This window comes from Roseomonas nitratireducens (genome assembly GCF_017813355.1).
Lineage (GTDB): Bacteria > Pseudomonadota > Alphaproteobacteria > Acetobacterales > Acetobacteraceae > Neoroseomonas > Neoroseomonas nitratireducens.
The window spans coordinates 58,637-85,009 of the sequence record NZ_JAGIYZ010000013.1; the positions used below are offsets into that span (position 1 = coordinate 58,637).

The 26,373-nt window shown below is 73.4% G+C and carries 25 protein-coding genes; 12 read left to right on the forward strand and 13 right to left on the reverse strand.

The annotated features are described in order from the left end of the window. Nucleotides 1-21: 21 nt before the first annotated feature. From J5Y09_RS14290 to groES, 4 genes are all read right to left on the reverse strand, one after another. Nucleotides 22-225 carry a cold-shock protein gene (locus tag J5Y09_RS14290; RefSeq protein ID WP_209352481.1) on the reverse strand — a complete coding sequence of 68 codons (204 nt, stop codon included), beginning with the start codon at nucleotides 223-225 and terminating at the stop codon, nucleotides 22-24. Between the two features lie 186 nt (nucleotides 226-411). Next, entirely contained in the window at nucleotides 412-1,395 is a 984-nt protein-coding gene (locus tag J5Y09_RS14295; protein WP_209352482.1) for a Bug family tripartite tricarboxylate transporter substrate binding protein, read from the reverse strand. 104 nt (nucleotides 1,396-1,499) lie between these two features. Then, nucleotides 1,500-3,134 carry a chaperonin GroEL gene (groL, locus tag J5Y09_RS14300; protein WP_209352483.1) on the reverse strand — a complete coding sequence of 545 codons (1,635 nt, stop codon included), beginning with the start codon at nucleotides 3,132-3,134 and terminating at the stop codon, nucleotides 1,500-1,502. Between the two features lie 53 nt (nucleotides 3,135-3,187). Next, nucleotides 3,188-3,502: a co-chaperone GroES gene (gene groES, locus J5Y09_RS14305; protein WP_209352484.1), complete on the reverse strand. Its 315-nt coding sequence runs from the start codon at nucleotides 3,500-3,502 to the stop codon at nucleotides 3,188-3,190. Between the two features lie 297 nt (nucleotides 3,503-3,799). On the opposite strand from groES, the gene J5Y09_RS14310 reads away from it, so the two are divergent. Further along, nucleotides 3,800-4,078 carry an usg protein gene (locus J5Y09_RS14310; RefSeq protein WP_209352485.1) on the forward strand — a complete coding sequence of 93 codons (279 nt, stop codon included), beginning with the start codon at nucleotides 3,800-3,802 and terminating at the stop codon, nucleotides 4,076-4,078. Nucleotides 4,079-4,345: 267 nt separating this feature from the next. Here the strand turns inward: J5Y09_RS14310 and ubiM are convergent, their stop codons facing one another. From ubiM to J5Y09_RS14325, 3 genes are read right to left on the reverse strand one after another with little or no spacing between them, the layout of a single operon-like run. Beyond that, entirely contained in the window at nucleotides 4,346-5,524 is a 1,179-nt protein-coding gene (gene ubiM, locus J5Y09_RS14315) for a 5-demethoxyubiquinol-8 5-hydroxylase UbiM (RefSeq protein ID WP_209352486.1), read from the reverse strand. 58 nt (nucleotides 5,525-5,582) lie between these two features. After that, on the reverse strand, nucleotides 5,583-6,272 hold the full coding sequence (locus tag J5Y09_RS14320) for a TVP38/TMEM64 family protein (RefSeq protein WP_209352487.1): 690 nt from the start codon (nucleotides 6,270-6,272) through the stop codon (nucleotides 5,583-5,585). Further along, nucleotides 6,269-7,054: a glycosyltransferase family 2 protein gene (locus J5Y09_RS14325; RefSeq protein ID WP_209352488.1), complete on the reverse strand. Its 786-nt coding sequence runs from the start codon at nucleotides 7,052-7,054 to the stop codon at nucleotides 6,269-6,271. Before J5Y09_RS14325 ends, J5Y09_RS14320 begins: the two co-directional genes overlap by 4 nt. A gap of 84 nt (nucleotides 7,055-7,138) precedes the next feature. Between J5Y09_RS14325 and J5Y09_RS14330 the strand changes: the two genes are divergently transcribed. The 3 genes from J5Y09_RS14330 to tldD are packed head-to-tail and all read left to right on the forward strand — an operon-like array spanning nucleotide 7,139 to nucleotide 12,290. Continuing rightward, nucleotides 7,139-8,224: a COX15/CtaA family protein gene (locus J5Y09_RS14330; RefSeq protein ID WP_209352489.1), complete on the forward strand. Its 1,086-nt coding sequence runs from the start codon at nucleotides 7,139-7,141 to the stop codon at nucleotides 8,222-8,224. Further along, nucleotides 8,221-10,863 (forward strand): PAS-domain containing protein, encoded by a 2,643-nt coding sequence (locus tag J5Y09_RS14335; RefSeq protein ID WP_209352490.1) that lies wholly within the window; start codon nucleotides 8,221-8,223, stop codon nucleotides 10,861-10,863. The genes J5Y09_RS14330 and J5Y09_RS14335 overlap by 4 nt, the downstream gene beginning before the upstream one ends. Then, the gene (tldD, locus tag J5Y09_RS14340; protein ID WP_209352491.1) at nucleotides 10,860-12,290 is read left to right on the forward strand and encodes a metalloprotease TldD; all 1,431 of its coding nucleotides are present in this window, start codon (nucleotides 10,860-10,862) and stop codon (nucleotides 12,288-12,290) included. The genes J5Y09_RS14335 and tldD overlap by 4 nt, the downstream gene beginning before the upstream one ends. Nucleotides 12,291-12,315: 25 nt before the next feature. On the opposite strand, the gene J5Y09_RS14345 is transcribed toward tldD, so the two are convergent. Then, on the reverse strand, nucleotides 12,316-14,550 hold the full coding sequence (locus J5Y09_RS14345) for a methyl-accepting chemotaxis protein (RefSeq protein WP_209352492.1): 2,235 nt from the start codon (nucleotides 14,548-14,550) through the stop codon (nucleotides 12,316-12,318). 203 nt (nucleotides 14,551-14,753) lie between these two features. Here J5Y09_RS14345 and J5Y09_RS14350 point away from each other — a divergent pair, with 203 nt between their 5' ends. Both J5Y09_RS14350 and J5Y09_RS14355 read left to right on the forward strand, forming a co-directional pair. Then, complete coding sequence (locus tag J5Y09_RS14350) at nucleotides 14,754-15,017, forward strand: hypothetical protein (protein WP_209352493.1); 264 nt, start codon at nucleotides 14,754-14,756, stop codon at nucleotides 15,015-15,017. Further along, on the forward strand, nucleotides 15,018-15,395 hold the full coding sequence (locus J5Y09_RS14355; protein WP_209352494.1) for a hypothetical protein: 378 nt from the start codon (nucleotides 15,018-15,020) through the stop codon (nucleotides 15,393-15,395). It begins immediately after the preceding gene. A 9-nt stretch (nucleotides 15,396-15,404) separates the two neighbouring features. On the opposite strand, the gene J5Y09_RS14360 is transcribed toward J5Y09_RS14355, so the two are convergent. Then, complete coding sequence (locus J5Y09_RS14360) at nucleotides 15,405-16,748, reverse strand: glutamate--cysteine ligase (protein WP_209352495.1); 1,344 nt, start codon at nucleotides 16,746-16,748, stop codon at nucleotides 15,405-15,407. A 37-nt stretch (nucleotides 16,749-16,785) separates the two neighbouring features. Continuing rightward, the gene (locus J5Y09_RS14365; RefSeq protein ID WP_209352496.1) at nucleotides 16,786-17,511 is read right to left on the reverse strand and encodes a 16S rRNA (uracil(1498)-N(3))-methyltransferase; all 726 of its coding nucleotides are present in this window, start codon (nucleotides 17,509-17,511) and stop codon (nucleotides 16,786-16,788) included. Between the two features lie 28 nt (nucleotides 17,512-17,539). On the opposite strand from J5Y09_RS14365, the gene ubiA reads away from it, so the two are divergent. Both ubiA and J5Y09_RS14375 read left to right on the forward strand, forming a co-directional pair. After that, nucleotides 17,540-18,439 carry a 4-hydroxybenzoate octaprenyltransferase gene (ubiA, locus tag J5Y09_RS14370; RefSeq protein WP_209352497.1) on the forward strand — a complete coding sequence of 300 codons (900 nt, stop codon included), beginning with the start codon at nucleotides 17,540-17,542 and terminating at the stop codon, nucleotides 18,437-18,439. Beyond that, on the forward strand, nucleotides 18,436-19,077 hold the full coding sequence (locus J5Y09_RS14375) for a class I SAM-dependent methyltransferase (protein ID WP_209352498.1): 642 nt from the start codon (nucleotides 18,436-18,438) through the stop codon (nucleotides 19,075-19,077). Before ubiA ends, J5Y09_RS14375 begins: the two co-directional genes overlap by 4 nt. Here the strand turns inward: J5Y09_RS14375 and J5Y09_RS14380 are convergent. Then, a complete protein-coding gene (locus J5Y09_RS14380; protein WP_342451481.1) occupies nucleotides 19,074-20,336 on the reverse strand; it encodes a c-type cytochrome in 1,263 nt (420 codons plus the stop codon). The two genes, J5Y09_RS14375 and J5Y09_RS14380, sit on opposite strands and share 4 nt — an antisense overlap. Then, nucleotides 20,333-21,082, reverse strand: a complete 750-nt coding sequence (locus J5Y09_RS14385; RefSeq protein ID WP_209352499.1) for an SDR family NAD(P)-dependent oxidoreductase — start codon at nucleotides 21,080-21,082, stop codon at nucleotides 20,333-20,335. Before J5Y09_RS14385 ends, J5Y09_RS14380 begins: the two co-directional genes overlap by 4 nt. 80 nt (nucleotides 21,083-21,162) lie before the next feature. Between J5Y09_RS14385 and J5Y09_RS14390 the strand changes: the two genes are divergently transcribed. The 4 genes from J5Y09_RS14390 (at nucleotide 21,163) to J5Y09_RS14405 (ending at nucleotide 24,926) form a co-directional block, all read left to right on the forward strand. Beyond that, nucleotides 21,163-22,149, forward strand: coding sequence for a cyclase family protein (locus tag J5Y09_RS14390; RefSeq protein ID WP_209352500.1), 987 nt, complete (start codon nucleotides 21,163-21,165; stop codon nucleotides 22,147-22,149). Continuing rightward, complete coding sequence (locus J5Y09_RS14395) at nucleotides 22,149-22,712, forward strand: hypothetical protein (protein ID WP_209352501.1); 564 nt, start codon at nucleotides 22,149-22,151, stop codon at nucleotides 22,710-22,712. The genes J5Y09_RS14390 and J5Y09_RS14395 overlap by 1 nt, the downstream gene beginning before the upstream one ends. A 67-nt stretch (nucleotides 22,713-22,779) precedes the next feature. Then, a complete protein-coding gene (locus tag J5Y09_RS14400; protein WP_342451482.1) occupies nucleotides 22,780-23,790 on the forward strand; it encodes an NAD(P)-dependent oxidoreductase in 1,011 nt (336 codons plus the stop codon). Beyond that, nucleotides 23,790-24,926, forward strand: a complete 1,137-nt coding sequence (locus J5Y09_RS14405; protein ID WP_209352502.1) for an acyl-CoA dehydrogenase family protein — start codon at nucleotides 23,790-23,792, stop codon at nucleotides 24,924-24,926. The genes J5Y09_RS14400 and J5Y09_RS14405 overlap by 1 nt, the downstream gene beginning before the upstream one ends. Here the strand turns inward: J5Y09_RS14405 and J5Y09_RS14410 are convergent. Next, a complete protein-coding gene (locus J5Y09_RS14410) occupies nucleotides 24,918-26,312 on the reverse strand; it encodes an MATE family efflux transporter (protein WP_245217126.1) in 1,395 nt (464 codons plus the stop codon). The two genes, J5Y09_RS14405 and J5Y09_RS14410, sit on opposite strands and share 9 nt — an antisense overlap. Between the last annotated feature and the right edge of the window lie 61 nt (nucleotides 26,313-26,373).

Sequence of the window (26,373 nt, forward strand, 5' to 3'; positions counted from 1 at the left end):
CGAAGGGCGGCGCGGGTCGCGTCAGATCGGCTTCAGGTTGACGGCGGCGGCCTTGCCGCGCTCGGTCGCGACCTCGTAGCTGACCTTCTGGTTCTCGTTCAGCCCGGTCAGGCCGGCCTTCTGCACGGCCGTGATGTGCACGAAGACATCCTTGCCGCCATCCTGGGGAACGATGAAGCCGAAGCCCTTGGTGGCGTTGAACCACTTCACGGTGCCGATCGCCATGCGATCCTCTCCTTCCGTCGCTGCCGGCGCGGGCGTCGCGCCGGGCGTGCCGCGGCCAGGCCCGGGATCGGCTTGGAGGCGACCGGGCATCCGGAGGCACGGCAAGGCGAGGGTCGGTCGAGCGGATCGATCAGGCACAGATCGATCCCGCCGCGTCAACAAATGCGTGCCGGGCCGTAATGCACGTTACTCAAGACGGATTCCGAGCTCGGGAATGGTGCGCTGCCAGAAGGCGTGCTCCTCGCGCACCTGCCGGGCGAAGGCCTCGGGCGTGACGGGGGCGGTCAGCGGCTCCAGCCCGTCGCGGCCGAGCTTCTCGTGGAAGGCGGGCAGCGCGGCGATCTCGCTCGCCGCCGCGCGCAGCGCCGCGACCGGCCCGTCCGGCGTGCCGGGCGGGTAGAACAGCCCATGCCAGCCCGTCACGGCATAGCCGGCAAGCCCCTGCTCGGCGACGGTCGGCACGTCCGGGAAGGCGGGGGAACGCTGCGCGCCGGTCACCGCGATGGGGCGCAGCTGGCCTTCGCGCACCAGCGGGATCGCCGGCGGCGGGGAGGAGATGTTGAACTGAACCGTGCCGCTGACCGCATCCATCAGCGCGGGCGCGGTGCCGCGATAGGCGACGTCGGACAGATCGATCCCCGCCATGCGCGCCAGCAGCTTGCCCGCGAGGTGGTTGTTCCCGCCGGTGCCGGAATGGCTGAAGGTGATCTCGCCCGGCCGCTGGCGCGCGAGGGCGATGAGCTCGGCGAGGTTGGTCGCCGGGAAGCGCGGATTGCCCACCAGGATGTACTGGTAGTTGGCCAGGATGCCGGCCGGTATCAGCACGCGGGCGGGGTCCTCGCGCTCCGCCGTGCGGTACACATGCGGGTTGATCACGATGTTGGAGGAGACGGCGTAGAGGAAGGTGTAGCCGTCCGGCCGCGCGTTGCGGATCACGTGCTGGGTGCCGATGTTGCCGCCGGCGCCGCCGCGGTTGTCCACCACCACGGTCTGGCCCAGGCGCTGGGAGAGCAGCTGCGCGAATTCGCGCCCGACGATGTCGGTGCCGCCGCCCGCGGCATAGGGCACCACCATGGTGACGGCGCGGTTCGGCCGCCAGGCGGCGGCCTGCGCGCGCGCGAGCCCGGGCGCGAGCAGGGCGGGGGCGAGGAGGAGGTGTCGGCGCAGCATGGCTGTTCCCCGGTCTTCGATGTTGCCGCCGCCATAGCACGCCGCAACGCAAAAGGGGCAGCCCCGAAGGACTGCCCCCTGCATCCGATCCCCTGGTGGGAGGATCAGAAGTCCATGCCACCCATGTCGCCGCCCGGGGCCGACGGGGCGGCCTTCTTCTCGGGACGCTCGGCGACCATCGCCTCGGTGGTGATCAGCAGGGAGGCGACCGAGGCCGCATCCTGCAGCGCCGTGCGCACGACCTTGGTCGGGTCGATGATGCCGGCGGCCACGAGGTCCTTGTACTCGTCCTTCTGCGCGTCGTAGCCGAAGACGTAGGTGTCGGAGCGCAGCACTTCGCCCGCGACCACCGCGCCGTCCTTGCCGGCGTTCTCGGCGATCTGCTTCAGCGGGGCCTGGATGGCGCGGCGGATGATCTCGATCCCCACCTGCTCATCGTTGTTCAGGCCCTTGAGGCCGGCGAGGTTGGAGGAGGCGCGCAGCAGGGCGACGCCGCCGCCCGGCACGATGCCTTCCTCGACCGCGGCGCGGGTCGCATGCAGCGCGTCGTCGACGCGGTCCTTGCGCTCCTTCACCTCGACCTCGGTCGAGCCGCCGACGCGGATCACCGCGACGCCGCCCGCGAGCTTCGCCAGGCGCTCCTGCAGCTTCTCGCGGTCGTAGTCCGAGGTGGTCTCCTCGATCTGCGCCTTGATCTGCTCGCAGCGGCCGGTGATGGCGGTCTTCTCGCCGGCACCGTCGACGATCGTGGTGTTCTCCTTCTCGATGCGCACCATCTTCGCGCGGCCGAGCATGGAGAGCGTCACGTTCTCGAGCTTGATGCCGAGGTCTTCGGAGATGACCTCGCCGCCCGTGAGGATCGCGATGTCCTCGAGCATCGCCTTGCGGCGATCACCGAAGCCCGGCGCCTTCACGGCCGCGACCTTCAGGCCGCCGCGCAACTTGTTCACCACGAGCGTGGCCAGCGCCTCGCCCTCGACGTCCTCGGCGATGATCACGAGCGGACGGCCCGACTGCACCACCGTCTCGAGAAGCGGCAGCATCGGCTGGAGGCCGGACAGCTTCTTCTCGAAGATCAGGATGTAGGGCTGATCCATCTCGGCGATCATCTTCTCCGCATTCGTGATGAAGTACGGGGAGACGTAGCCGCGGTCGAACTGCATGCCCTCGACGACGTCGAGCTCGGTCTGGATGCTCTTGGCTTCCTCGACCGTGATCACGCCCTCGTTGCCGACCTTCTCCATCGCCTTGGCGATCATCTCGCCGATCTCGGTCTCGCCATTGGCGGAGATCGAGCCGACCTGGGCCACTTCGGCGGAGGTGGAGATCTTGCGGGTCTTGGCCTCGAGCTCCTTCACGACCTCGGCCACGGCCTTGTCGATGCCGCGCTTGAGGTCCATCGGGTTCATGCCGGCGGCGACCGCCTTCGCACCCTCGCGCACGATGGCCTGGGCCAGCACGGTCGCGGTGGTGGTGCCGTCGCCGGCCAGGTCGTTTGTCTTCGAGGCCACTTCGCGCACCATCTGGGCGCCCATGTTCTCGAACTTGTCGGCGAGCTCGATTTCCTTCGCGACCGTCACGCCGTCCTTCGTGATGCGGGGCGCACCGAAGGACTTGTCGATCACGACGTTGCGGCCCTTCGGGCCGAGCGTCACCTTCACCGCGTCGGCCAGGATGTCCACGCCGCGGATCATGCGCTCGCGGGCGGAGGCGCCGAACTTGACGTCCTTAGCAGCCATGTGTGTCTACCTCTTGTGTGTGCTGTGTGTCGGGGGTCGGACGAAGTGGCGCCTCAGGCGGCCTTCTTCGCCTCGGCGGTGCCCGTCAGGATGCCCATGATGTCGCTCTCCTTCATGATGAGGAGATCCTCGCCATCGAGCTTCACCTCGGTGCCCGACCACTTGCCGAACAGGATGCGGTCGCCGGCCTTCACGTCGAGCGGACGGATCTCGCCCTTGTCGTTCAGGGTGCCGGCGCCGACGGCGATCACTTCGCCTTCCTGCGGCTTTTCCTTGGCGGTGTCGGGGATGATGATGCCGCCGCGGGTCTTTTCTTCCGCTTCGATGCGGCGAACGAGAACGCGGTCGTGCAGGGGACGGAAGTTCATGGATGTCCTCTCCTGAGCCTCGGGTTGGTGACGGCTCGCCCTGGGAAGCCTGGCCGGTCGCCGGAGCGCCCCGGCCGTTAGCACTCCCCCCAGAGGAGTGCCAGCGACTTAGGCCGCCGGGCGGCCACCGTCAAGCGTCCGGCAGCACTCGCGGAGCGCGAGTGCTAATGACTTGAACATAAACGATTTTTCTTGCGCTCCATCAAGACTCCCATGTCATCCTGATGACGGCGGACCGCCCCGAGAGGCCGGCCGCCGCAAGGAACCGCACGGCTGAACCCATCGGGGAAGGGACAGATGACGGTGCTACAGGGACTGGAACCGATCCTCCGCGTCCGCGACTGGCGCATGACGACGGCGGAGCTCCTCTATCACCTGCCGGACCATCCGCATGTGCTGCAGACCTATATCTGGCAGAAGGTGGACCACGCGCCCGACTTTCCGGAACTGAACCGGTTCCTGGAGTTCTGGAAGCGCGAGATCGAAGGCCCGCTGCATTCCGTGCGCGTCGCCTGCACCGCCCTGACCAGGCCGGCCGAACTGCGCTACGCCAACGGGGTGCTCACGTTGCACTAGTTTTTTGCCTCAGGCGCCGGCGCCGCCATGCGGCGGCTTGGCTTGCGCGCCCTGCACTGTCGCACCGGCGGCGGCTGGCGGTCTGGGCGCGGTCGCGCTTTGCGCTCCCGGATCGAGGCGCGTTCCGTTGCCTCAGGCGCCGGCGCCGCCATGCGGCGGCTTGGCTTGCGCGCCCTGCACTGGCGCACCGGCGGCGGCTGGCGGTCTGGGCGCGGTCGCGCTTTGCGCTCCCGGATCGAGGCAGGGCCTCGATCCGTTTTGGTGGTTTCAGGCGCCGGCGCGCGCCGCGGCGGGTGGGGCGTCCATCAGGCGCGCCACGATCGCACGGCGCACCGGGCCAAGCGCGGCCCCCGCGCCGATCAGCGCCGCCCGCGCCAGCCGCGCCGGGGCACGGTCGTCGGTGTAGAGCCGCGCCACGGCATTGGTCGCCAGGAACAGCGGCAGCGTCGCCCGGCGATGCGCCGAACCATAGCGCGCCAGCGCCGCGGCATCCCCCGGATCGGCCGCCGCGCGCAGCTGCGCGGCCAGCGCCTCCGCCCCCGACAGGCCGAAATTGAAGCCATGCGCCGTCACCGGATGCATCCCGACCGCGGCATCGCCCGCCAGTGCGAAGCGCGCCGCCGCGAAGCGGTGCGCATAGGTCGCGACCAGCGGATAGGCGTGCCGCGTGCCGACCAGCCGCATCTCGCCCAGCCGCCGGCCATAGCGCCGGGTGACCTCGGCGCCGAAGGCCTCGGGCGTCATCGCCATCAGGCGCCTGGCCGTTCCCGGGGCAACCGTCAGCACCACCGAGGCGACGTCGCCCGCCAGGGGCAGGATCGCGACCGTCTGGCCATGGGCGAACCACTCCGTCGCGACGCCGCCATGCGGCAGGTCATGCGCGACGCGCGCCACGATCATCGTCTTGCCGAAGTCCAGCATCGCGGCGCCGATCCCGGCCCAGCGCCGCGCCTCGGAAAAGCGGGAATCGGCGGCGACCACGAGCCGCGCCGCCACCTCCTCCCCGCCATCGAGCCGCAGCCGCGCCCCCTGGGGCGACAGCGCCAGCCCCTCCACCGCCCGCCCGGCGACCAGCCGGGAGGCACCGGCGGCGGCAGCCTCGAACAGCGCGCGGCGGATCAGGTGGTTGGGCACCAGCCGCCCGAGCGGTTCCGCCCCCTCCCCCGGCGCGAAGCGCAGCGCGAGGGGGGATGCGCCGTTGACGACCTTCGCTTCCCGCAGCGGCGCCGTCTCGGCGGCCGGGATGCGCCCCCAGGCGCCGAGCCTGCTCAGGATGGCCTGGGAGCGATGCGTCAGCGCGATCTCCCGCCCGTCGAAGGCGGGTTCGGCCAGCGCATGTGCGGGCGCGCGCTCGAACAGCGTGACGGCGTGGCCGGAACCTTCCAGCGCGCAGGCGAGCGCGAGACCCGCGGGCCCCGCCCCGATGATGGCGACATCCGTGTCCATGCCGTCTCATCCCCCCGGACGCCGGACAGCGTCCATGATCCAGCGCAACCGGCGCGGATCAGCCTTCCTCGTCCAGCGCCCGCCCCGCGCGGTGCCGGCGCAGCAGCGCGAAGCCGATCGCCGCCGAGACCACGAACAGCCCGACTGCAAGCCCCATCTGCCAGGCCCCGTCCACGCGGATGCCCTTGCCGAGCAGCGCGAAGACCAGCGTCTGCGGCAGGTAGCCGATCGCCGATGCCGCCAGGAACGGCACCAGGCTGACCGCCGCCATCCCGGCCAGCAGGTTCAGCGCCAGGTTGTTGCCCACCGGCAGAAGCCGCAGCGCGAGCGTCGCGCCGAAGGGGCTGCCCGCCAGCACGTCGCGCAGCGGCCGCAGCCGGTGACCGAAGCGCCCGGCCAGCCGCCGTTCCGCCCAGCCCCGCCCGACCGCCCGCGCCCAGCCGTAGGACGCCGCGCAGCCCACCACCTGGGCGGCGAGCGACAGCAGCGTTCCCTCCAGCGCGCCGAAGGCATAGCCGCCGAGGAAGGCCACGCCCTGCCGCGGCGCGCCGGCGGCCGTCGCCGCCGCGCCGATCGCGACGAACACAAGGTCCCCCAGCAGCCCCTGGCCGAGCACCCATTCGTCGACCCATTCGGTGCCGGGCGCGAAGCCGACCGAGCGCAGCAGCAGCCCCGCCGCCGCCAGCCCCGCCGCCAGCATGACGAGCTTGAGGACGGAGGCGCGCCGGCGCGTGGCTGCGGCGCTCATGGCGCCGCGTCGCGCTCGATCTCCGGCCGGCGGCCGCGCCGCTGCAGCCAGGCCATGCCGACCAGGTCGAAGATGCTCACCAGCAGCCGGTCGAGCGTGCCGTAGTTCGACACGCCGCGCACCCGCGGGCGGTGGTTCACGGGCTCGCTGACCACCTGCCCGCCCTGGCGCAACGTCAGCGCCGGCAGGAAGCGGTGCATGTGGTCGAAATGCGGAAGCTCGAGGAACAGGTCACGCGGGAAGACCTTCAGCCCGCAGCCCGTGTCCGGCGTCGCGTCCCGCAGCAGGCGGGACCGGATCGCGTTGGCGATGCGGCTGGTATACCGCTTCACGCCGCTGTCCTTGCGGTTCACCCTATGCCCGGCGACCAGCGTGCGGCGGCCGGCGGCGGCCTCGGCCTCGGCGCGGGCAAGCAGGCGCGGGATGTCGGCCGGGTCGTTCTGCCCATCCCCGTCCAGCGTGGCGATCCATCGCCCGCGCGCCGCCTTCACCCCGGTGATGACGGCGGCCGACTGGCCGCAGGAAGCCCGGTGGCGCAGCCAGCGCAGCGGCGCGCCGGCGGCGCGCGCGGCGGCCAGCGCATCGCCCGTCCCGTCGGTCGAGCCGTCGTCGACATAGACGATCTCGTGCGGCACGGCGCCGAGCGCGGCCTCGATCTCACCCACCAGGGGGGCGATGTTGGGGGCCTCGTTGCGGACGGGGACCACGACGGAGACGAGCGGCGCCGGCAGGTCCGGCGCGGCGGCGTCGGGGCCGGCCCCGGCGCGGGGGGCGGAAGACATGCGGGGCGCGGTAGCAGCCCCGCCCCGGCCGGGCAAGCAGAGCCCCCCCGTGCGCACCCGGCGGGTGCGGCCTATATCGGCGCCATGCCGTTCGACTCCCGCACCCTCGCCGTCCCGCCGGCGGCACGTTCCACCGACGATGCGCGCGCCGTCGCGCGCTGGCTGCTGGCCGTCGCCGGCCTCGTATGGATCATGGTCGCGATCGGCGGTGCGACGCGGCTGACCGGCTCGGGCCTGTCGATCATGGAATGGGCGCCGATCGCGGGCGTCCTGCCGCCGCTGAGCGATGCCGAATGGCAGCGGCTCTACGACCTGTACCGGACCATCCCGCAGTACCAGCTGCAGAACCAGGGCTTCGGGATGGAGGGGTTCAAGGAGATCTTCTGGCTCGAATGGATCCACCGCTTCTGGGGCCGGCTGATCGGCCTCGCCTATGTGGCGGGGCTGGCCTGGTTCTGGCTGCGCGGGCGCATCCCGGCCGGGCTCAAGCCGCGGCTGCTGCTGTTGCTCGCACTCGGCGGGCTGCAGGGGGCGATCGGCTGGTTCATGGTCGCCTCCGGCTTCGATGCCGGCCGGACGGAGGTCTCGCCCTACCGCCTCGTGATCCATCTCGGCATGGCCTTCCTGCTGTTCGGCCTGCTGCTCTGGACCGCGCTGACGCTGCTGCGCCCGCGCCCGGAAGGGCCGGCCGCGCCGGCCGCCCTGCGGCGCGCCGTCCACATCGCGGCGGGCTTCGCGGTGCTGGCCATGCTCGCGGGCGGATTCGTGGCAGGCATCCGGGCCGGCTTCGCCTACAATACCTTCCCGCTCATGGACGGACGGCTCGTGCCCGAGGGCTATCTCGACCTCTCTCCCGCCTGGAAGAACCTCACGGCGAATATCGCCGCCGTGCAATTCAACCACCGATTGCTCGCCACGCTCGCCCTGGCCGCGGCCTTCGGCGCCGCCGCGCTGGCCTGGCGCCGGCTGCCGCCTGGCGGTGCGCGGCGCGCGGTCGCGGGGCTCGCAGGCGCGGTCGCGCTGCAATACGCGCTCGGCATCGCGACGCTGCTCGCCGTGGTGCCGGTCTGGCTCGGCACGCTGCACCAGGCCGTGGCCGTCCTTGTGCTGACCGCCGCGCTGCTCGCGATGCATGCGCTGCGCCGGCCGCGCGAGGCATCCGCCGCGTGACGCGGGAGGAAGGCGCCCTCGCCGCGCTGAAGGCGCTGCCGCACGCCGTCGCGATCTTCGAGCCGGGCGACCGCCTCGTCATGGCCAACGCCGCCTTCTGGACGGCCGCGGGGGCCGAGGCGTCGCGCTTCCCCCCCGGCACCCCGCTGCGCGACGTGCTGCGCCTGATGGCCTTCCGCGGCCTGCTCGGCCCGGGCGACCCGCAGCAGCGGGTGACGGAGACGCTCGCCCTCGACCGCAGCCTGCACCAGACGCGCCATGTCCGCAGCGCCGACGGCACGCGGATGTGGGAGAGGAGCACCGGGCCGCTGAGCAATGGCGGCTTCGTCGTCTGCTCGGTCGACATCACCGCGCTCAATCGCGCCGAGGGCATGGCCCGCGCCCGCATCGCGCTGCTCGAACGGGTGCTGACCGCCCAGCGCGGCGGCATCGCGCTGTTCGACGCCGACCAGCGCCTGATGCTGCACAACGCCGCCTATCGCCGCCATTCGGGCACGACGCTCGAGACGCTGGCGGGGCGCCCGACGCTGCGCGAGATCATGGAATCGCTGGAACGCGCCGGCGAATTCCTCAGCGCCGACGACCGCGACCACCTGCGCGACGCGATCGGCGCCGACCGCAGCCAGCCGCGCGACGCGCAGCGCGAACGCGCCGACGGCACCGTGGTGCGCTTCCTCAGCACCCCGCAGCCCGATGGCGGCTTCCTCATCGAGAGCGACGACGTCACCAAGCTGCGCCGCGCGGAGGACGAGGCGCGCCGCCGCGCCGCCATCCTCGACGGCGTGCTGGAGGCGCTGCCGCACGGCATCTGCGTCTGGGGCCCGGACCGCAGCGTGGCGCTGTTCAACGACGCCTATACGCGGCTGATGGACGGCGCCCCGCTCGCCGTGGGCGACACGCTCGAGGACGTCATCCGCCGCCGCGCCGCGGCCGGGGAATACGGCCCGGGGGAGGCGGAGAAGGTCTATGCGCGGGAGATGGCGCGCGACCTGTCCCGCCCGCAGGCGCGGCGCCGCCTGCGCGCCAACGGCACCGCGCTCGACATCCGCACGGCGCCGCTGCCCGATGGCGGGCACATCTCGGTCGTCACCGACATCACCGAGGCCTGGCGGGCCGAGGCCGATGCGCGCCATCGCGCCGCGCTGCTGGAAACCGCACTCGCTTCCATGCGCCACGGCTTCGTCCTCTATGGCCCCGACCGGCGCGTAGTGGTGAACAATGCGCTCGCCGGTGAACTCGCCGGCCACGCGCCGGACGACATCCGCCCGGGCCGCAGCCTGGACGATCTGGTGCGCATGCTGCACGCGAGCGGCGCGCTCGGCGACGAGCCGGAGGCGAGCGCCCTGCTGCAGCACTCGCTTGCGATGGACCGCTCGAAGCCACATCGCTGGGTCCGACGCAGCCCGTCGGGGCGCGTGCTGGAGGTCTTTTCCGACCCCACGCCCGATGGTGGCTTCGTCATCACGCATGTGGACGCCACCGCGCTCGCCGAAGCCGAGGCGGCGGCCCAGCAGCGCGCGGCCATCCTGCGGGTGATGCTCGAGAACATGCGCCACGGCATCTGCCTGTTCGACAGCGAGGGCCGCGTCGTCGCCGCCAATGCGCTCGCCGCCGACATGACCGGCATCGCGGCCGAGGAACTGCGCCCGGGCCGCCACATCCTCGAATTGCGCGGGGCGCAGATCGCCAGCGGCGAATACGGGCCGCCGGACCAGGCGCGCGCGGCGCTGGGCGAGCGCTGGGACCAGCCGCTGCTGGCGCCCGACCGCTATGTCCGCCGCCGCCGCAGCGGCCGCATCATCGAGGTGACGACGGACCGCACGCCCGATGGCGGCTATGTGCGCACCTACAGCGACGTCACCGAGGACCGGCGCATCCGCGACGAGCTGGAACAGGCCCGCGCCGCCGCCGAGGCCGCGAGCGAGGCCAAGTCCCGCTTCCTCGCCACCATGAGCCACGAGCTGCGCACGCCGCTCTCGGCCGTGATCGGCTATGCCGAGGCGATGCTCGCCGAGGGTGCGGAAGGCGCCGTCGCGGACTACGCCGGCGCCGTCCGCCAGGCCGGCCGCCAGCTGCTGCGCGTGATCGAGGACGTGCTCGACGTCGCCCGCGCCGGCCCCGGGGAAGCCGAGGAACAGGCCGCGCCCGTGGACCTGATGGCCGCCGCCACCGCCGCGCTGCGCATGCTGGAACCCGCGGCGCGGGAAGCGGGGCTGCGCATCGGCATCGACGCCGCGCCGCATCTGCCGGGCGCGCGCTGCGCCGAGCGCCGGCTGCGCCGCGTGCTGCTCGCGCTGCTCGACAACGCGATCAAGTTCACGCCCGAGGGCGGGTCGGTGCGCGTCGCCATCGCGCCGGACGATCAGGGCGGCGTCGCGCTGTCCGTCGCCGACAGCGGCATCGGCATCGCGCCCGAGGACATCCCCCGCGCCTTCGAGCCCTTCACCCAGATCGACACGAGCCATGCCCGCCGCTTCGGCGGCGCCGGGCTCGGCCTGCACCTCGCCCGCCTGCTCGCCGAGGCGATGGGCGGACGGCTTTCGCTGGAAAGCCGCCCCGGCTTCGGCACCAACGCCACGCTCCACCTGCCGCGGGAGAGCCTGATCGCCCCCGCCGCCCTTGCGCAGGAGACACCATGACCGCGCTCGCCACCACCGACGCCCTGTTCTTCAACCTGATCGACCGCGCCGCGGCCGAACGCCGGCTGCGCGAGGCGACGGAAGGCTGCGAGGATGGCGAGCTGTTCCTCGAATACCGCGAGAGCGAGGCGATCGCGCTGGAGGACGGGCGCATCCGCTCGGCCTCCTACGACGCGACGCGCGGCTTCGGCCTGCGCGCGGTCTCGGGCGAGGCGGCGGGCTATGCCCATGCCGGCGAGCTGACCGACGCCGCCATCGCCCGCGCGGCGGAGACGGTGAAGGCGGTGCGGCAGGGGCGGTCGGGCACGCTCGACCTCGGCCCGCGCGCCACCAATGCGCGGCTCTATGCCGACGCCAATCCGCTCACCGCCATGGATTTCGCGGCCAAGACCGCGCTGCTGGCCGAGATCGACGCCTTCGCCCGCGCGCGCGACCCGCGCGTGGTGCAGGTGATGGCCTCCATCACCGGGGAGTGGCAGGCGGTGCAGATCATCCGCCCGGACGGCCAGCGCGTGGCCGACCTGCGCCCGCTGGTGCGCATGGGCGTGTCGGTGGTGGTCGAGGTCGATGGGCGGCGGGAGACCGGCACCTTCGGCACCGGCGGGCGCTTCGGCTACGACCGCATCCTGTCCGAGGCCGGCTGGAAGGCCGCGGTGGACGAGGCGCTGCGCCAGGCGCTGGTCAACCTCGACAGCGTCCCCGCGCCGGCGGGCGAGATGGAGGTCGTGCTGGGGTCCGGCTGGCCCGGCATCCTGCTGCACGAGGCGATCGGCCACGGGCTGGAGGGCGACTTCAACCGCAAGAAGACCTCGGCCTTCGCGGGGCTGCTCGGCCAGCGCATCGCCGCCCCCGGCGTGACGGTGGTCGATGACGGCACCATCCCCGACCGGCGCGGCAGCCTGACCGTGGACGACGAGGGCACGCCGTCCGGCCGCACCGTGATGATCGAGGACGGCATCCTGACCGGCTTCATCCAGGACCGGCAGAACGCCCGGCTGATGGGCGTCGCCCCCACCGGCAACGGCCGCCGCCAGTCCCACGCCCATATCCCGATGCCACGCATGACGAACACGGTGATGCTCGGCGGGGCGCATGCGCCCGAGGAAGTGATCGCGAGCGTGAAGCGCGGCCTGTATGCCGTGAACTTCGGCGGCGGGCAGGTGGACATCACCTCGGGCAAGTTCGTCTTCTCGGCCAGCGAGGCCTACCTGATCGAGGACGGCAGGATCGGCGCGCCGGTGAAGGGTGCCACGCTGATCGGCAACGGGCCGGATGCCCTGACCAAGGTGACGATGGTCGGCAGCGACATGGCGCTCGACCCCGGCATCGGCACCTGCGGCAAGAACGGCCAGGGCGTGCCGGTGGGCGTGGGCCAGCCCACGCTCAAGATGGCGGGGCTGACCGTGGGCGGGACGGCGGTGGGCTGACGCCCGCCGCCCCGCCCGTCGCGCGTCAGGCCGCGGCGGCCATGGACGCCGGCTGCAGCCGGTCGAGCAGCCGGTCGATGCGGGTGAGCGACGCCGCATCCTGCCGCAGCACCACGCCCATGCGTCCGCCGGCGCAATAGACGACGCGGCCGCCGACCTCCCCCATCCCGTCGGGCAGCATGATCGTGATGTCCGTGCCGGTCGCCACGCTGTGCGCGGTGACCAGCGCCGCGCCGCCGCGCGAGACGTCGAACAGTTCGACCTGCTCGACCGTGGCGGCCACGCCGCGCAGGCCGACGCGCATCCCGCGTGCGGGGATCCGTTCGTAGCGGCGCCGGTCGCTCTCATCCGCCCGCATCGCGGCGAGGAACTGGTCCACCTCCTCGCGCAGCGTGCCGGCGATCCTGGCCAGGCCCTCGGCGGCTTCCAGCACCGTCCCGCTCGTCCCGCGCGCGGTGGCGGCGACCGAGGAGACGTCGTGCATCGCCTGCGTCGCGTCGTTGTTCTGCCGCGCGACGGTCTGCACCGACGCCGCGATCTCCCGCGTCGCCGCGCCCTGTTCCTCGACCGCGGCGGCGATGGCGGAAGCGACCTCGTTCATGCTCCCGATCGCGGTGCCGACCTGCGCGACGGCGCCGACCGCGTCGAGCGTCGCCGCCTGGATCGCGGCGACCTGCTGGCCGATCTGCTCCGTCGCGCGCGCCGTCTCGGTGGCGAGCGTCTTCACCTCGGAGGCGACGACGGCGAAGCCCTTGCCCGCTTCGCCCGCGCGCGCCGCCTCGATCGTCGCGTTCAGCGCCAGCAGGTTGGTCTGCCCGGCGATGCCGCTGATCAGCCGCACCACGTCGCCGATCTGCCCCGCGGCCTCCGACAGGCCCTGGACGCGCGCGCCGGTCGCCTCGGCGCGGTCCACCGCCTCGCGCGCCGCGGACGCGGCGGCGGCGACCTGGCGGGAGATCTCGCTGACGCTGACCGTCAGTTCCTCCGTCGCCGCGGCGACCGAGGCGAGGTTGCGCGAGCTTTCCTCGGCGCCGGCGGCGGTGCTTTCCGCCTGCGCGCGGGTGCCTTCGCTGGCCTTCGCCATTTCCCCCGCCGAGTTGCGCATGCCCCCGGCCGCGTCGCGCAGCTGGTCCATGACGCCGGCGATGGAACGGCCGAATTCCTCGGTATGGCGCTCGATCGCCGCCTGGCGGCGGGCGCGCGCGGCCTGCTCCGCCGCGGCGGCCGCGTTCAGCCGCGCCTTCTCCTCCAGCCCCAGGCGGAAGGTCTCGAGCGCGCGGGCCATGCCGCCGATCTCGTCCTGCCGGCCGATGCCCGGCACCGCGACATCCGTCCGGCCGCCGGCGATCGTGCCCATCGTCTCGCCGAGCGCCGCGAGCGGGCCGGCGATGCGGCGCGCGGCGAAGACCGCGAGCGGCAGCGCGAGGAGGATCACCACGCCGCAGCAGGCGAGGATGATCCAGAGCACGTGGCTTTCCTGCGCGTCGTAGCGCTGGGTCGGCATGGCGATCATCACCGTGCCGACGGCCTGGCCGGCGAGGTCGCGGATCGGCCGCGCGCCGACGAGGTGGTTGCCGCGCCCGGGCAGGACGCCGGAGACGTCGTTCATCGCCGCGCCGGACCGGATCGCGGCCAGGGCGGCGGGCGGCAGCGCATCCGCGGTCAGGCCCTCGAGGCTGGCGGCGACAAGCCGGCCGGCGCCGAACAGCGCGGCGACGCCGCCGGCACCCTGGCCGATCTCGGTCGCGAGCGCCGCGTTGGGGTTGGATCCGACGCGGATCGTGCCGACCACGCGGCCATCCGCGCCGCGCAGCGGCAGCACGGCGCCGATCGCGATCGCGCCGCTGGTGGGGGAGACCTCGTTGCCGACGGCCGGGCGGCCGGCCAGCGCGGCCGCGACATCCGGCGCGCGGGACTTGTCGTCCCCGGCGCGCCCGGGGTTGTGGCCGCGGATCAGGACGCGGCCGGCGGCGTCCGTCGCCTCGATGACGGCGACGGCAGGGTCGGCGGCGCGCAGCGCCTCGAAGGCGGCGACCAGGATGTCGCGCGCGGCGGCGGAATCCGCCGCGCCGACGGCCCGCACAACGTCCGGCCGCGCGGCAAGGCCGGCGGCGTGGCCGCGCATGCGCAGCCCCACCGCGGCGAGTTCCGCCTCCGCGCGGTCGAGCGAACGGGTCAGCGCCTCGTCCATCATCTCCACGTTCGAGGTCCGCACCGCCCAACCGGCCCCGCCGACGGACAGCACCGCGACGAGCAGCATGGGAAGGACACCGAGGAGGATGAGTTGGGGGCGCAGGCCCCTAAGCCGTTGAAACATCGTCATGGACTGAACCCCAATTTATGTCCTGACCGTAATGTATCGGCGATGTGCTGAAGAATTCGTTCATGTGGCCGCATGAAGCGCTGCATGGCGCCATGCGCGCCGGCGATGGATCATCGGCCCCGCAAGCGCAGGAGAGGTCCATGATCACGCCACCCCCCGCCATCCCCTCCGAGGTCCTTGAGGAGCAGCAGCGCGAGGAAGCGCGCCGGCAGGCCGAGGCCCAGGCGGGCAGCGGGCTGGAGGGCGCGGCCGATGCGGCGGAGGTGGCGGTCGACCTCGCCGCCAGCGGCGTGCTCGACGTCGCCGCGCAGGTCGCGGGCGCCTGCCTCGACGGCGCAGCGACCGTCGCCCAGGCCTCGGTCGAGGTGATCGGCGGGATCCTCGGCGGCCTCGCGGACCTCTGAATGCGGGCCGGCCTCGTCGCGCTGTGCCTGGCGGCGTCGGTCGCCGCCGCGGGGGAGGGGCCGGTGCCGCCGGCCTATCACGGCCTATGGGCCCGTGACCCGGCCGATTGCCAGCGGGGCGAGGATCTCCTCACCCTGGTCTCGGCGCAGGGGCTGGGCGAGGCGGGGAATGGCGAGGTCGCGATCGCGGCGAGCGGCCCGGATGCGCGGGACGGCACGCTGCACCTGACGATGCGGACCCGCGACGGCGCGGCGACCGTCACCTATCCGCTGCGCCTGCGGCTTTCGGCCAATGGCGCGGTACTGGTCTTCGGGATGCCCCCGCCGGCGGCGCCGCTGACCCTGCATCGCTGCGCGAAGCGGACCGAGGCGGGGTAGCGCGGCGCGTCAGACCGCCGCTTCGGCGAAGACCTTCGAGACATCCCCGCCCCAGGCGCCGGCGCAGCGTTCCAGCCAGCGGTCGGCCTGGGTCTGGCCGGTGGCGACGATGGCGTCGAGCGGGTCGAGGTGCATCTCCTCCCCCAGGCCCCGCGCCTTGAGGCCATCGCGGGCGATCGCCATCACGTCCCGCGCCACGTCGCGCAGCGAGCGGCCGCCGATGGTCGCCTCCAGCGCCTGGCCCGGCACCGCGTTGCGCAGCGCGACGATGTCGGCGACCGACCAGCCCTTGGTCAGCGCGCGGGCGGCCTTCTGCGCCGCGTCGTCATAGATCAGCCCGACCCAGAAGGCAGGCAGCGCGGTCAGGTAGGCCGGCGCGCCGGCGTCCGCGCCACGCATTTCGAGGAAGCGCTTCAGCCGGACGTCGGTGAAGACCGTCGTCACATGGTCCGCCCAGTCGCCCATGGTCGCGCCGTGGCCCTTGAGCTTGTCGGCCCGGCCTTCGAGGAAGGCGCGGAAGGACATCCCCGCCGCGTCGATCCAGCGGCCTTCGCGCATGATGAAGTACATCGGCACGTCGAGCACGAATTCGGCGAAGCGCTCGAAGCCGAAGCCGTCCTCGAAGGCCACGGCCGGGATGCCGGTGCGGTCCGGGTCGGTGTCCGTCCAGACCTTGGCGCGCAGGCTGCGCAGCCCGTTCGGCTTGCCTTCCGCGAAGGGCGCATTGGCGAACAGCGCGGTGGCGAGCGGCTGGAGTGCGAGGGAGACGCGCAGCTTCTCGACCATGTCGGCCTCGTCGCCGAAGTCGAGGTTCACCTGCACCGTGCAGGTGCGCAGCATCATATCGAGGCCCATCGCGCCGACCTGCGGCATGTACTGCCGCATGATCGCGTAGCGGCCCTTGGGCATCCAGGGCATCTGCTCCCGCGTCGCGAGCGGGTGGAAGCCGAGCGGCGCGAAGCCGAGGCCGAGTGGCTCGGCCACCGCGCGCACTTCCTCGAGGTGGTTCGCGAGCTCGTCCCGCGTCTCGTGCAGCGTGGCGACCGGCGCGCCGGAGAGCTCGAACTGCCCGCCGGGCTCGAGCGAGACGGAGGCGTCCCCGCGCTTGAGCCCGATCGGCTTGCCGTTGTCGAGGATGGGCTGCCAGCCGAAGCGCATCAGCCCTTCGAGCATGGCGCGGATGCCGCCGGGCTCGTAGGGCGGGGGCGCGAGGTCGGCGCGCCGGAAGCCGAACTTCTCGTGCTCGGTCCCGATCCGCCAATCCGCGCGCGGCTTCGAGCCAGCCGCGAACCAGTCGGCAAGCTGACGCGCCGAGGTGATCGGCGTGGGATCCGACTCGCCGGGGTTCGACATGCAGTCCTTTCCGGTCACGCCGCAGGACGCGGCGCGTTCAGGTGGCGGTCCAATCCCCCGCGAGTGCCTGCAGCACCGCGAGGCCCGCCACGGCCGCCGTCTCCGCCCGCAGGATGCGGGGGCCGAGGGCGACCGCGGTAACAAAGGCACGACGGGTCGCGTCGTCAAGTTCAGCGGATTCGAAACCACCTTCCGGGCCGACCAGCCAGCCGCAGGGCAGGCGCAGCGCGGCGGCCGCGTGGCGGATCGGCGCCGCGCCGCGCCGTTCGGCCGCGACCAGCAGCGGCGCGCCGTCCCAGGCATCCAGCGCCGCGTGCAGCGGCAGCGGCGCGGCGATGGCCGGGACCGACAGCCGCTCGCATTGTTCCGCCGCGCCGCGCGCGATGGCGGCCAGGCGCTCGACATTCACGCGGTCGACCACCGTGCGCCGGGTGACGACGGGCTGGATGGTCGAGACGCCGAGTTCCGTCGCCTTTTCCACCACCCAGTCGAGCGCGTCCCGCTTCAGCGCGGCGACCACCAGGCGCAGGTCGGGCTCGGCCGCGGGCGGGCGCAGCCGGGCGTCCAGCGCGAAGGCGCAGCGGTCCTTGCGCAGATGCGCGATGCGCGCGGCGTATTCGCCATCCCGCGCGTTGAACACTGCGACCGCGTCGCCCGCCGCGCGGCGCAGCACGGTGCCGAGGTGATGCGCCTGGGCCGGCGTGCCGGCCACCTCCGCGCCTTCGGCCAGCGGATCGTCGAGGAAGAGTCGCGGGGTGGACATCACGGGGCTCCCTCCCCCTTATAGCCGCATGAGCGGCTACACCGACATCCGGGCTGGGGGATGGGTGGCGCGCCTGCCGGAAGGCTGGCGCCCCTATGCCCTGCTCATGCGCCTCGACCGCCCAATCGGCTCCTGGCTGCTGGTGCTGCCGGGCTTCTGGGCCTTCGCCATGGCCGCACCTTCCTGGGGGCGCGGGCTGTGGCTGACCTTCCTGTTCGGCCTGGGGGCGGTGCTGATGCGCGGCGCGGGCTGCGTGGTGAACGACCTGTGGGACCGCGACCTCGACCGGCAGGTGGAACGCACGGCGGGGCGGCCGCTCGCGGCGGGGACCGTCCGGCCGAAGCAGGCGCTGGCCTTCCTGCTCGGGCTGCTGGTCGTCTCCTTCCTCATCCTGGTGCAGTTGCCCTGGACGGCGATCCTGCTCGGCGTGCTCTCGCTGGTGCCCATCGCGCTCTATCCGCTGGCCAAGCGCGTGACGGACTATCCGCAGGCGATGCTGGGGCTGGTCTTCTCCTGGGCGGCGCCGACGGGCTACGCGGCGGCGACCGGCGGGCTGGACGCGGCGGCCTTCCTGCTGTGGGCGGCGGGGTTCTTCTGGATCCTCGGCTACGACACGATATACGCGCACCAGGACCGGGAGGATGACGCGCTGGTCGGCATCCGGTCCACCGCGCTGCGCTTCGGGGAGAAGACGCGGCCCTTCCTTGCCGCCTGCTACGGCGTGACGCTGGCGCTGCTGGCAGCGGCGGGCATCGCGGCGGGACTGTCATGGTGGTTCGCGCCCGCGCTGCTGCTGCCGGCGGCGCTGCTCGCGCGGCAGGTGGTGGCACTCGACATCCACGACCCCGCGCTCTGCCTGCGCCTGTTCAAGGCGAACCGCGACGTGGGCCTCGCCATCGCGGCGGCCTTCCTGATCGGCCGGCTGTGACGGCGGAGGATTTCGTCCGCGCGCACACCATCGTCGCGACCGCGCCGCTGGTGCCGGAGATCCGGCTGCACCTGGCCAGCGAGATCACGCCGATCTGGCAGGCGAGCGAGGAATGGCTGAAGGCGCGCAACATCGAACCACCCTTCTGGGCCTTCGCCTGGCCCGGCGGGCAGGCAACGGCGCGGCTGCTGCTCGATGAACCCGCGCGCGTGGCGGGGAAGCGCGTGCTGGATTTCGCCGCCGGCTGCGGCATCGCCGCCATCGCCGCGGCGCGATCCGGCGCGGCGATGGTGGAAGCGGCGGAGATCGACCCGCTCGCACTCGCCGCCGTGCGGCTGAACGCCGCGCTGGCCGGCGTGACGGTCGCGACGCCGGAGGGCGACGTCGTCGGCAGCCCCTGCCGCTGGGACGTCATCCTCGCCGGCGATGTCTGCTACGAGGCGCCGATGACCGCGCACATCCTGCCCTGGCTGCGCGCCATGGCGGCTTCGGGGGCGGAGGTGCTGCTGGCCGATCCGGGCCGCGCCTACCTCCCGCGCGAGGGCCTCGCGCCGATCTCTCGCCACGCGGTGCCGACGACGCTGGAACTGGAGGACCGCACGCTGCGGGAGGTGACGCTGTTCAGGTTGCTCCCCTAGCGCGTCGCCTGCTCCAGGAACCGCAGCAGCGCCGCCATGTCGTCGGCATTCTCCACCCGCTGCACCGGCATCTTCGTCCCCGGCGTCACCACATCCGGCCCGCGCGTGAACAGGTCCGCCACACTTTCCCGCGTCCAGGTGATGTCCCCGCGCGCGAGGCGTTCCGAATAGGCATAGCCCGCGACGCTGCCCATGCGCCGCCCGAACAGCCCGTGCAGATGCGGCCCGGCCATGTTGCCGCCCTCGGCGGTCAGCGAATGGCAGGCGGCGCAGGCGCGGAACACCCGCGCGCCATGCGGGTCGAGCCCCGCGCGCGGCGCGTCCTCCGCCGCCTCCCCCACCGGGCCGATGGCGCGGCCGGCCAGCGCATCCCAGCGGCGGACGCGCCGGTCCGCCCCGCCGGTCCAGAGCGTGCGCCCATCCGTGTCGAAGGCCGCCGACCAGACCGGCGTGCCCGGCCCTTCCAGCGTGTGCAGCAGCCGCCCGTCCGGCAGGCCGATCACGGCCACGCTGCCGCCGAGCGAAGCGGCGGCGAGCAGCGTGCCGCGCGCATTGGCGGCCAGCGCGACGATCGGTCGCGCGCCGGCATGTACCTCCCGCACCTCGCCATTCGCGGCGATCAGGCGCACCTGCCCGTCCACGCCGCCGACCGCGAGCGCGTTGTCCGGCAGCGCCACCAGCGTGTTCTGCGGCAGGCCGAATTCCGCCAGCACATCCGCCGTGCCATCGGCGTGCCAGCCGCGCAGCGTGCCGTCGAAGCCGGCGCTGACCACGACGCCATCGCTGCGGAACACCACCGCGTTGACGTTGCCGCGATGGCCTTCGAGCACCACCGGCGCGGCACCATCGCGCCACAGCCGCACCGTGCCGTCCCAGGCGACGGAGGCGATGGCGCCATCCCGCGCCGCCAGCCCCGCCACCTGCGCCTGGTGCCCTTCCAGCACGCGCAGCGGCTGCCCGTCGCGCGGGTCAGGGCCCCAGACGGCGATGCGCCCATCCTCCCCGCCCGAGGCGACCTGCCCGCCCGGAAGTGCCGCCAGCGCGTTCACCGCCCCCGCATGCCAGCGCACCACGGCGCGCGCGCGGCCCGCGGCGAGGTCCCAGAAGATGACCGACTGGTCGAAGCCGGCCGAGGCCAGCGCGCCGCCTTCCGGCGCCACGGCGAGCGCGCGCACCGGCCCGCCATGCACCGCCGCCTGGTCCTGCGCCGCCGCCGGCAGCGCGAGCATCGCCAGCAGGGCAACAGCCGCGCGAATCACGTCACCACGCCGCCGCTGACATGGATCACCTGGGCGGTCACGTAGCCCGCGCCGGGGGAGGCGAGGAAGGCCACCGCCGCCGCCACGTCGTCCGGCAGGCCGAGCCGGCGCATCGGGATGCGCGCCGCGATCGCCTCCCACTGCGCGGCATCGAGCGCGGCATGCGCGCCAGGGTCCTTCTGCGTGTAGCCGGGGGCGACGGCGTTCACGGTCACGGCCGGCGCCCATTCCAGCGCGATCGCCTTGACCAGCGCCTCCACCCCCGCCTTCGCGGCAGCGGACGCCGGGAAGATCGTCACGTCGTTGCGGAACAGGTGCGCGACGAAGGAGGAGATGGCGATCAGCCGCGGATGCTCCCCTTCCCGCAGCAGCGGCCCCGCGGCGCGCGCGAGGCGCAGGAAGCCAAGGGCAATGGCGTCGTGGCTCTTCTGGAAGCCGTCATCGGTCAGCGTCGCGACCGGCGTGCGGTCGGCGAAGCCGGCGTTGGAGACGACCACGTCGAGCCCGCCCAGCGCGCCGGCGGCCTCCGCCACCACGCGCTCCGGCACGCCGGCCTCGGCGAGGTCGCCCAGGATCTCGACCGCGTCCCCGCCACGCTCCCGCACCGCGGCGAGGGTGCGCGCGAGCCCTTCGCGATTCTTGCGCGTGTGCACGGCGATCGCCACGCCGGGGGCCGCGAGCGCCCGGCAGCAGGCGGCTCCTATGCCGCTTGCCGCACCGGTCACCAGCACGCGTCGTTTTGTCATCGTATCCCGCCCTCGGCCCATGCCATCCTGTTGCGGCGACGAGCGTCGCCACGAAACAATATAACGATGAGGGAAACGCCATGAAGACGCTCTCGCGCCGCGGCCTGTTTGGCGCGGCGTGCCTCGCTTGCGGCGGGGCGCATATGGGCCTGACGGCAACACCCGTCCAGGCGCAGCAGAACTGGTCCCCGCCCGCCGCCGCGCAGCGCTGCCCGTCGCGCTGGGGTGCCGCCGACCGCCGCGGCTCGATGAACCTGATGACGCCCGCCCGCGCGCAATCCGCCGCCCGGCTGATCCGCACGGGGGAAAGCGTGGAACTCGGCCACACCCTGGCCCCCACCATGCCCTTCTTCGGCACAAGGCGCTTCGACCTGCACACCAAGCGCACCTTCATGAACCCCGAGGCGAACCGGCGCGGGTCGAACGAGGAGATCGTCATCACCGAGATCGGCCAGGTGGGGACGCAGCTCGACGCCTTCCCGCACCAGACGATCGGGGACGAGGTCTACAACTGCGTCAACCTGCCCTCGATCAGTTCGCGCGGCGGCTTCACCGAGATGGGCGTGCACACCATCGGCACCATCTTCACCCGCGGCCTGCTCATCGACGTCGCCGGCGCGAAGGGCGTGCCGGTGCTGCCGGACGACTACGAGATCACGGTCGCCGACCTCGAGCAGGCGCTGCAGCGGCAGAACAGCCAGATCCAGGAAGGCGACGCGGTCATCATCCACACCGGCTGGGGCACGCTGTGGGGCCGCGACAACGCGCGCTACGTCCGCACCTGCCCGGGCATCGGCATCGCCGCCGCCGAATGGATCATCGCCCGCAACCCGATCCTGATGGGCGCGGACAACTGGCCGGTGGAATGCGCGCCGTCCAAGACCATGCCGAACGCGTCCCTGCCGGTGCACCAGATCGCGCTCGTGGTCCATGGCGTCCACCTGCTCGAGAACATGAAGCTGGACGAGCTGGCGCGGCGGCCGCAGAAGGAATTCGCCTTCATGATGCAGCCGCTCAAGGTGCAGGGCGGTTCGGGGTCCACCGTGGCCCCGACGGCGATGTTCTGATGGGGTGGCGCCGGCCTGTCATCCTGGCGGCACTCCTGCTGCCGGGATGCGCGGCGCCGGCGCCCCCGCCGGATGGGCGCCTGCATGTCGCGCTCGACATCGCGGGGCGCGTCGAACGGCGCGGCGTGGCGATGGTCGCGCCGGGCGACGCCATGCAGCGCTGTTCCCCGCCCGCCCGCCGGGCGGGCGTCGGCGCCGATGGCTATGGCGTCACGTTCGGGCCGCGCTTCCTGCCCGAGGCCGGGACGCTCGCGCCGGAATGGCGCGCCTATGGGCCGCAGCAGCGCTTCTCGCTGCTCGTCTTCCCCGCCGCCGACGCGGCGGCGGATGGCCCGGTCCGCCTCGGCCGCGGCTTCCGCATCCAGGTCGGCACGCCCGAGGGGCTGTGGGAACGGACGGTCGCGGAGGACGCCCCCGCCGCCGAAGGCGAGGTCGCCATCGCGCCGGACGGGCTCGCCGGCCGCTTCCGCGCCCGCGGCCTCGTGCTCCAGGTTCCCCACAACGCGCTGCCCGATACCGAGGCCATCTCCGTCAGCGGCACCTGGCGCTGTCCCGCGCCCTGACGCGCCGCCTTGCGCTGCGCGCGGGTGACTTCCATCCTCCCGCGCCACAAGAACCGGAGGACGCCGCGTGACGCTGACCGTGCTCGAGCCCGAGGGGCTCTATCCCGACACCTCGCTCGAGCAGCGGATCATGGGGCCTTCCGTCCGCATCTTGCAGGGCGCGTGCAAATCCTCGCTGGCGGAACTGCCGGACGAATTGTGCCAGCAGGCCGATGCGCTGATGACGCTGCGCATGGCGGTCCCGGCCGACCAGATCGCGCGCTTTCCGAAGCTGCAAGTCATCATCCGCATGGGCGTGGGCTATGACCGCGTCGACCGCGCCGCGGCGGCCGCGCGCGGCATCAAGGTCTGCAACGTGCCCGACTACGGCACGCAGGAAGTCGCCGAATTCGCGGTGCTGATGGCGCTCGCGCTGCGCCGTGGCCTGACGATGTACCACGACACCCAGCGCGGCCCGGACCCGGCGCGCTGGGGCGTCATGCCCCACCCCGCCGTGCGGCGGCAGGAGGTGCAGACCTTCGGCATCCTGGGCCTCGGGCGCATCGGCACGGCGGCGGCGCTGCGCGCCAAGGCGCTCGGCTGGCGCGTGGTGTTCTACGACCCGGCGCTGCCGAACGGCGCGGACCGCGCCATCGGCGTCACGCGCTGCCGCACCATGGACGAGATGCTGGCCCAGGCCGACGTGCTCTCGATCCATTGCCCGCTGACGCGCCGCACGCGCGGGCTGGTGGGCGAACGGGAATTGCGCCTGCTGCCGCAGAACGCCGTCGTCATCAACACCGCGCGCGGGCCGATCCTCGACATCGACGCGCTGGAACGGGTGATGCGCGAAGGCCATGTCGCCGCGGCGGGGCTCGACGTCATCCCCGTCGAGCCGCCGGTCGAGCCCATCCCCTCCCTGCTGCGCGCCTATCGCGACCGGGAGGAATGGCTGACCGGGCGGCTCATCATCTGCCCGCACATCGCCTTCCACACGCCCGAGGCCTGGGACGACATCCGGCTGAAAAGCGCGGAGACGATGCGCGACGTGCTGGTGGAAGGGCTGGAGACGAACGTCATCCCGCCCGAGAGCGACTGATGATCCGCGACGCCGCGGCGCAGGCCGCGCGCCTGGCCGCGGCGCGCAGGCTGGTGGACGACATCCTCATCCCCGCCGAGGCGCGGATGGACGAGGAGGACCGGATGCCGGAGCCGGCGCGCGCCGCGCTGCGCGCCCACGGGCTGTTCGGCATCTCGATCCCCGAAGCCCATGGCGGGCTAGGCCTGACGATGGAGGAGGAGGCCGGGCTGATGCTCGTCCTCGGCCGCGCCGCACCCGCCTATCGCGCCGTCTACGCGCTGAATTCCGGGGGTGCGGCGCAGATCCTGCTGCGCGCGGGGACCGGGGCGCAGAAGGCGCGCTGGCTGCCGGGCCTCGCGCGCGGGGACCTCATCGCCTGCTTCTGCCTCTCCGAACCCGAGGCCGGGTCGGACGCGGCCTCGCTCACGACACGCGCGGTGCGCGATGGCGACGGCTGGCGCATCACCGGACGCAAGCGCTGGGTGACCAACGCGCCCGAGGCCGGGATGCTGATGGTCATGGCCCGCACCGGGGGCAATGGCGCGCGCGGCGTGTCGGCCTTCGCCATCGACCCGGCCACGCCCGGCATCGCCATCCTGCCCGCCCAGGCCAAGATGGGCATGCGCGGGGCGGCCGTGGCCGACATCGCCTTCGAGGATGCGCGCGTGCCCGCCGATGCCCTCGTGGGCGCGGAAGGCGAAGGGCTGAAACTCGCGCTCGCGGGCCTCGACAAGGTGCGGCTGCACCTGGCCGCGCTCTGCGCCGGGCTGATGGAACGCATGGTCGAGGAAGGCCGGCGCCATGCGCTGGCGCGCCGGCAGTTCGGCGGGCCGATCGCCGACCAGCCGGCGGTCGCGGCGCTGCTGGCGGACAGCGTGGCGGAGGCACTGGCCGCGCGCTGCCTCGCGCTCGACCTCGCCCGCGCGCGCGACGACGGGACCCTGCGCCCGGCGGATGCCGCCGCGGCGAAGCTCTTCGCGACCGAGGCCGCCTGCCGCGTCGCCGACCGCGTGCTGCAGGTCCATGGCGGGGAAGGCTACATGCGCGGCGCCGCGATCGAGCGGCTGTACCGCGACGTGCGGCTGCTGCGCATCCTGGACGGCACCTCGGAGATCCAGCGAATGGTGGTGGCGCGCGCCCTGTTCTCAGGCTGACAGTCGCCGCCAGCGCAGCGTCATCATCACCGCCACCAGCGCGAGCCCCAGCGCGAGCCCGATCCAGAGCCCGGCCGGGCCGAGCCCCGCCCACCAGGCCAGCGCGAGCCCCGCCGGGAAGGCAAGGCCCCAATAGCCCAGCGCGGCGAAGAGCATCGGCACGCGCGTGTCGGCGAGGCCGCGCAGCGCGCCGCCGGCCACGACCTGCACGCCGTCCACCAGCTGGAACACGCCCGCGACGACGAGCAGCGTGGCACCCAGGGCGCGGACATCCGCCGCGGAAGGGTCGGCCGCGTCGATGAAGGCGGCGGCGATGCCATCCGCCCCGGCGACCAGCACCGCCGCCATCGCCGCCATGAAGCCACCGCCGAGCGCGATCGCGGTCCAGCCGGCCAGCGCCGCGCCCGCCCGGTCGCCCGCGCCCAGCGCGAGCCCGACGCGTGCCGTCGCCGCCTGGCCGATGCCCATCGGCACCATGAAGGTGATCGTCGCGGTCTGCACGGCGATGGCATGGGCGGCGACCGCGACCGCGCCGAACCAGCCCATCGCCAGCGCGGCGGCGGTGAAGACGCCGATCTCGAGCAGCATGGACCCGGCGATGGGCAGGCCGAGCGCGAAGACGCGGCCGAGCCTTGGCGGATCGGGACGCCAGATGCGCCCGAACAGATGGAAGCGGCGGAACACCCGGTCCCGCGCCACGACGGCCAGGAGCGCGACGAAGATGCCCGTATCCGCGATGGTCGCGGCGATGCCGGCGCCGGTCACGCCGAGCCCCGCCGGCACGATCAGCGCCCAGGCGACGGGGATGTTCAGCACCACGCCGGCCAGCGCGATCCACATGGCCGCCGCCGGGCGTTCCATCGCCGCGAGGAAGCCGCGCAGCACGACGAAGGCGCAGAAGCCCGGCAGGCTCCACAGCGCGGCGCGCGTGTAGTCCTGCGCCAGCGCGGCGAGCGCCGGGTCCTGCCCGGTGGCGACCAGCAGCGCCCCCGCATGCCACAGCACCAGCCCCGAGGGCAGCGACGCGATGGCGCAGGCCCAGAGCGCCGCGCGCAGCGAGCGCCGCATCTCCCGTACCCAGCCGCGCCCCGCCCCATGGGCCCGCCGGCCTTCCCCCCGCGCCAGGGCCAGCAGCGGCGCGGCGGCGAGCGCGAGCCCGAAGGCCGGCGCGATGACGGCGAAATACAGGCTTGAGCCGAGCATCCCGGCCGCCATCGCCTCGGTCCCCACGCGGCCGAGCAGCAGGGTCTCGGTCACCGCCATGGCCATCTGCGACAGGTTGGTCAGCACGAGCGGCCAGGCGAGGAGGACCATCGCCGCCGCTTCCGCGCGCCAGCCCGCGCGGCGCGGCGGGGGGGCCGTCGCGGCGATGTTCCCGGCTTTCATGCCGCCCCTGTAGTGCGGCACGGTGCGCGCCGCCACCTTGCGCGCTATCTATGGCGCCGAA

Coding starts and splice junctions, on each gene's coding strand:
- J5Y09_RS14395 (WP_209352501.1), top strand. CDS start 22,149: ATGGGGTGGCGCCGGCCTGTCATCCTGGCGGCACTCCTGCTGCCGGGA.
- ubiA (WP_209352497.1), top strand. CDS start 17,540: ATGAGCGGCTACACCGACATCCGGGCTGGGGGATGGGTGGCGCGCCTG.
- groES (WP_209352484.1), bottom strand. CDS start 3,502: ATGAACTTCCGTCCCCTGCACGACCGCGTTCTCGTTCGCCGCATCGAA.
- J5Y09_RS14385 (WP_209352499.1), bottom strand. CDS start 21,082: ATGACAAAACGACGCGTGCTGGTGACCGGTGCGGCAAGCGGCATAGGA.
- J5Y09_RS14325 (WP_209352488.1), bottom strand. CDS start 7,054: ATGTCTTCCGCCCCCCGCGCCGGGGCCGGCCCCGACGCCGCCGCGCCG.
- J5Y09_RS14355 (WP_209352494.1), top strand. CDS start 15,018: ATGCGGGCCGGCCTCGTCGCGCTGTGCCTGGCGGCGTCGGTCGCCGCC.
- J5Y09_RS14350 (WP_209352493.1), top strand. CDS start 14,754: ATGATCACGCCACCCCCCGCCATCCCCTCCGAGGTCCTTGAGGAGCAG.
- J5Y09_RS14410 (WP_245217126.1), bottom strand. CDS start 26,312: ATGAAAGCCGGGAACATCGCCGCGACGGCCCCCCCGCCGCGCCGCGCG.
- groL (WP_209352483.1), bottom strand. CDS start 3,134: ATGGCTGCTAAGGACGTCAAGTTCGGCGCCTCCGCCCGCGAGCGCATG.
- J5Y09_RS14295 (WP_209352482.1), bottom strand. CDS start 1,395: ATGCTGCGCCGACACCTCCTCCTCGCCCCCGCCCTGCTCGCGCCCGGG.
- J5Y09_RS14405 (WP_209352502.1), top strand. CDS start 23,790: ATGATCCGCGACGCCGCGGCGCAGGCCGCGCGCCTGGCCGCGGCGCGC.
- J5Y09_RS14390 (WP_209352500.1), top strand. CDS start 21,163: ATGAAGACGCTCTCGCGCCGCGGCCTGTTTGGCGCGGCGTGCCTCGCT.
- J5Y09_RS14310 (WP_209352485.1), top strand. CDS start 3,800: ATGACGGTGCTACAGGGACTGGAACCGATCCTCCGCGTCCGCGACTGG.
- J5Y09_RS14320 (WP_209352487.1), bottom strand. CDS start 6,272: ATGAGCGCCGCAGCCACGCGCCGGCGCGCCTCCGTCCTCAAGCTCGTC.
- ubiM (WP_209352486.1), bottom strand. CDS start 5,524: ATGGACACGGATGTCGCCATCATCGGGGCGGGGCCCGCGGGTCTCGCG.
- J5Y09_RS14360 (WP_209352495.1), bottom strand. CDS start 16,748: ATGTCGAACCCCGGCGAGTCGGATCCCACGCCGATCACCTCGGCGCGT.
- tldD (WP_209352491.1), top strand. CDS start 10,860: ATGACCGCGCTCGCCACCACCGACGCCCTGTTCTTCAACCTGATCGAC.
- J5Y09_RS14365 (WP_209352496.1), bottom strand. CDS start 17,511: ATGTCCACCCCGCGACTCTTCCTCGACGATCCGCTGGCCGAAGGCGCG.
- J5Y09_RS14290 (WP_209352481.1), bottom strand. CDS start 225: ATGGCGATCGGCACCGTGAAGTGGTTCAACGCCACCAAGGGCTTCGGC.
- J5Y09_RS14330 (WP_209352489.1), top strand. CDS start 7,139: ATGCCGTTCGACTCCCGCACCCTCGCCGTCCCGCCGGCGGCACGTTCC.
- J5Y09_RS14345 (WP_209352492.1), bottom strand. CDS start 14,550: ATGCTGCTCGTCGCGGTGCTGTCCGTCGGCGGGGCCGGTTGGGCGGTG.